Consider the following 3963-nt stretch of genomic DNA (forward strand, 5'->3'; position numbering starts at 1 on the left):
TCTGCGATCCCGCACGCACCCTGGCAGAAAGGCGGCATCGAAAACGCCATCGGACGACTGCGACGAGACCTGCCAAGGCGAACCGATCTCTCCGGCCTCCAGCCCCTCGATCTCATCCGCATCGCCAGACGCTACAACCACACCCCTCGGCAATGCCTGGACTTCCGCACACCTGCCGAGGTCTTCTCCTCACTGTTGCACTTCAAATGTGAGTCCACATCCCCGCTTTCGCGGGGATGACGGGAATTAGGGTATCTGAAAAGCCTGGGGCCACGCACCGGACCGGTCCGCCGGACATATCGGGCCATTGACAACCGACCAGCGGAGGACGAGGGACAGGGCAGGGGGGAAAGCAGCGTCGGTTCTGATCCAGAGAGGCTCATCGTGCGTGCAGCGGCGACATCCCGATCCCAGGCCATGGCCGTCCTCCGCGTCTCCAGCGGCAACTTCCTGGAGATGTACGACTTCATGGTCTACGGCTACTACGCCTCGTACATCGCCAAGGTGTTCTTCCCGACCGGCAACGACTTCGCCTCGCTGATGCTGTCGCTCGGCACCTTCGGCGCCGGCTTCCTGATGCGTCCGCTCGGCGCCCTGGTGTTGGGCGCCTATATCGACCGGCATGGCCGCCGCGCCGGCCTGCTGCTGACGCTGGGGCTGATGGCGGTCGGCACCCTGACCATCGGCCTGCTGCCGGGCTACGAGACGCTGGGCGTGCTGGCGCCGGTGCTGATCGTGCTGGGCCGGCTGCTGCAGGGCTTCTCGGCGGGGGTCGAACTCGGCGGCGTCTCGGTCTACCTGGCCGAGATCGCGACGCCGGGGAACAAGGGCTTCTACACCGCCTGGCAATCCGGCAGCCAGCAGGTGGCGGTGATCGTCGCCGCCTCGCTCGGCGTGCTGATGAGCGCGGTGCTGCCGCCGGAATCGATCGCTCTCTGGGGCTGGCGCCTGCCGTTGCTGGTCGGCTGCATGATCGTGCCGCTGATCTTCCTGCTGCGCCGTTCGCTGGAGGAGACCGAGGCCTTCAAGGCGCGCACCCACCACCCCAGCGCGGCGCAGATCCTGCGCTCCGTGGCCGACAACTGGGGCATCGTCCTGCTCGGCATGCTGCTGGTGACGATGACCACGGTCAGCTTCTACCTGATCACCGCCTACACCCCGACCTTCGGCAGCCAGGCGCTGCATCTCGCCGGCATCGACAGCCTGGTGGTGACGCTGTGCGTCGGCATCACCAACCTGATCTGGCTGCCGCTCGCCGGCGCGCTGTCGGACCGCATCGGCCGCACCCCGATCCTGGTGGTGTGCACCGTGCTCACCCTGCTTACCGCCTATCCCGCGATGCAGTGGCTGGTGTCGGCGCCGTCCTTCGACCGCCTGCTCGCGGTCGAGCTGTGGCTGTCCTTCCTCTACGGCAGCTACAACGGCGCCATGATCCCGTTCCTGACCGAGATCATGCCGGAGGAGGTGCGCACCACGGGATTCTCGCTGGCCTACAGCCTGGCGACCGCGACCTTCGGCGGCTTCACCCCGGCGCTGTGCACCTGGCTGATCCATGCCACTGGAAACCCGGCGATGCCCGGCGTCTGGCTGTCTTTCGCGGCGCTGTGCGGTCTGGCGGCGACCGTGGTGATGGTCCGGCGCGGCGGCCGGCGACCGGTCGGCGAGATCCGCGCCGCGAGCTGACGCCGATCAGGCCTCGAATTCCCGGAATTCCCTTTTTGCAGAGGGACTTGTCCTTGCCTTCGGCCGGCCGTGCTGGCACCATCGCCGCTTGCCGTCAGATCGGGGCAGCGGCGACGCAACGACCGCGTCGACAACAAGGCGGCGGACAGGGATTCGGGGGACATGACCAAGTCCGAGCTCATCATGCGGCTTGCGGAGCGCAATCCGCATCTCTATCAACGCGACGTCGAGCGCATCGTCACGACCATCTTCGACCGGATCACCGAGGCGCTGGCCGAGGGCCAGCGGGTCGAGCTCCGGGGTTTCGGCGCCTTCTCGGTCAAGCGCCGTGACGCCAGGATGGGGCGCAACCCGCGCACCGGCGTGGCGGTCGACGTGGCGGAGAAGCTGGTGCCGTTCTTCAAGACGGGCAAGCAGCTCCGCGAACGCCTGAATACGGATGACTGATGGGCCCGAGGGTTCGGGCCCGACCCACCGCGAGGGCTAAACCCGTGCGCTACATCGCCTGGATCGTCACCATTCCCTTCGCCCTGCTGCTGCTGTCTTTCGCGATCAGCAACCGCGAGATGGCGACGCTCGGCCTCTGGCCGCTGCCGTTCCGGATCGACGCGCCGCTGTATCTGGTGGCGCTGCTGCCGCTGCTGTTCGGCATGCTGATCGGCGCCCTGGCCCTGTGGTTCGGCCGCTTCGCCTCCGGCTTCCGCATGCGGCGGCTGGAGAGCCGGCTGGCCGCGACCCAGAAGGACCTGGAGGGGATGAAGGCGCGGCAGAAGACCGGCGGCTCCGCCTTCGCCAACCGCAACGCCACCGACGCGGCACGCCCGGCCCTGCCCACCAGCCAGACCCGCTGAAAGGCCGTTTGAGAATGCGCTGGCATGAGTCGAATGGTGGGGGTTTCGAGAACCGGAGCGCAGCGGACGTTTGGGTCCGTGAGCACCGGAAGCGCAGAAACCACCATCAGGCGGCCATGCCAGTAGCATTATCAAACGGTCTTTGACCTGATGCGCTCCATCGATGCCACCGCCCTCGACCGGGCGCTCGACACGCGCGCCCTGATCGAGGCGCTGCGCGACGCCTTCCGCCGCGAGGTCGAGGCGCCTTTGCGCCACCACCACACCGTGCCGACCGCGGCCGGCGACGCCACCCTGCTGATCATGCCGGCCTGGGAGCGCGAGCAGGCCATCGGCATCAAGCTGGTGTCGCTGATGCCGGGCAACCCGGCCCGCGACCTGCCCTTCATCGTCGGCTCCTACCTGCTGCTCGACGGCGCCACCGGGGTGCCGCGCGCGATCATGGACGGGCCGACCCTGACCAACCGCCGCACCGCCGCGGCTTCGGCCCTGGCCGCCGACTACCTGGCCCGGCCGGATGCGGCGCGCATGGTGATGGTCGGCGCCGGCACGCTGGCGCCGCATTTCATCCGCGCCCATCTCGCCATGCGCCCGCTGACCGACATCGCCCTGTGGGCCCGGCGGCCGGAGCAGGCGTCGGCGCTGGCGGCGCAGCTGGCGGCGGAAGGACTGCCGGTCCGCGCCGTGACCGATCTCGAAGCCGCGGTGCGCGACGCCGACCTGGTGTCCTGCGCCACCCAGTCGCGCGAGCCGATCGTGCATGGCGCCTGGCTGAAGCCCGGCGCCCATCTCGACCTCGCCGGCGCCTATCTGCCGGCGATGCGGGAATGCGACGACGAGGCGGTGCGCCGCGCCCGCATCTTCGTCGACACCCGCGCCGGCGCCCTGGCCGAGGCCGGCGACCTGCTGCAGCCGATCAAGGCCGGCGTGATCGGGCCGGAGGCGATCCTGGCCGACCTGCACGACCTCGCCCGCGGCACGGCCCGGGGCCGTGGATCGCCGGACGAGATCACCCTGTTCAAATCGGTCGGCACGGCGCTGGAAGACCTCGCCGCCGCCCGCCTGGCGGTCGAGGCGCTGGAGGGGCAGGGCACCTAGCCCCGGCCTCTTGCCTTTCTGTCATTGCCGGGCTTGACCCGGCAATCCAGAGGGTGTCGACAGTCTCCGGATGCCCGGGTCAGGCCCACAGCTGTCCGGTTTAGTTTCAGGCCCATAGGAGCATCAATTGGTCTGGATTGGAGACGAGGATAGGGTCGGGTTGGAGCAGGAGGTCGATGCGCCTGCGCTGCATGAGGTTGACGCGGACCAGACGGGCGAAGGCGAGCGGTGATTTGACCAAGCTTTGCGCCGCCTGGGCGAGCCGCAGCAGCAGGAAGGCGATCAGGGCGACGGCGATGTGGATGCGCACGGCATTCTCCGAGCGCCCGAC

General features: G+C 68.8%; 5 protein-coding genes and 1 pseudogene. 5 read left to right on the forward strand and 1 reads right to left on the reverse strand.

Going from position 1 to position 3963, the window contains the following annotated elements; genetic code table 11:
- The 5 genes from AB4112_RS35835 to AB4112_RS35855 form a co-directional block, all read left to right on the forward strand.
- Nucleotides 1–240: transposase (locus AB4112_RS35835; protein WP_441727216.1), on the forward strand; the 240-nt coding region annotated here is incomplete at its 5' end.
- A 144-nt stretch (nt 241–384) separates the two neighbouring features.
- On the forward strand, nt 385–1683 hold the full coding sequence (locus AB4112_RS35840; RefSeq protein WP_441727218.1) for an MFS transporter: 1299 nt from the start codon (nt 385–387) through the stop codon (nt 1681–1683).
- A 162-nt stretch (nt 1684–1845) separates the two neighbouring features.
- Nucleotides 1846–2130, forward strand: a complete 285-nt coding sequence (locus tag AB4112_RS35845; RefSeq protein WP_309796776.1) for an integration host factor subunit beta — start codon at nt 1846–1848, stop codon at nt 2128–2130.
- A 44-nt stretch (nt 2131–2174) separates the two neighbouring features.
- Nucleotides 2175–2534, forward strand: coding sequence for a lipopolysaccharide assembly protein LapA domain-containing protein (locus tag AB4112_RS35850; protein WP_441727221.1), 360 nt, complete (start codon nt 2175–2177; stop codon nt 2532–2534).
- 150 nt (nt 2535–2684) lie between these two features.
- Nucleotides 2685–3632, forward strand: coding sequence for an ornithine cyclodeaminase family protein (locus AB4112_RS35855; protein ID WP_441727223.1), 948 nt, complete (start codon nt 2685–2687; stop codon nt 3630–3632).
- Between the two features lie 106 nt (nt 3633–3738).
- On the opposite strand, the pseudogene AB4112_RS35860 reads toward AB4112_RS35855, so the two are convergent.
- A pseudogene (locus tag AB4112_RS35860) lies at nt 3739–3963 on the reverse strand (IS4 family transposase); the annotation flags it as partial.

Origin of the sequence: Inquilinus sp. 2KB_23 (assembly GCF_052115705.1) — a bacterium.
Lineage (GTDB): Bacteria > Pseudomonadota > Alphaproteobacteria > DSM-16000 > Inquilinaceae > Inquilinus > Inquilinus ginsengisoli_A.

Coding starts and splice junctions, on each gene's coding strand:
- AB4112_RS35845 (WP_309796776.1), top strand. CDS start 1,846: ATGACCAAGTCCGAGCTCATCATGCGGCTTGCGGAGCGCAATCCGCAT.
- AB4112_RS35855 (WP_441727223.1), top strand. CDS start 2,685: ATGCGCTCCATCGATGCCACCGCCCTCGACCGGGCGCTCGACACGCGC.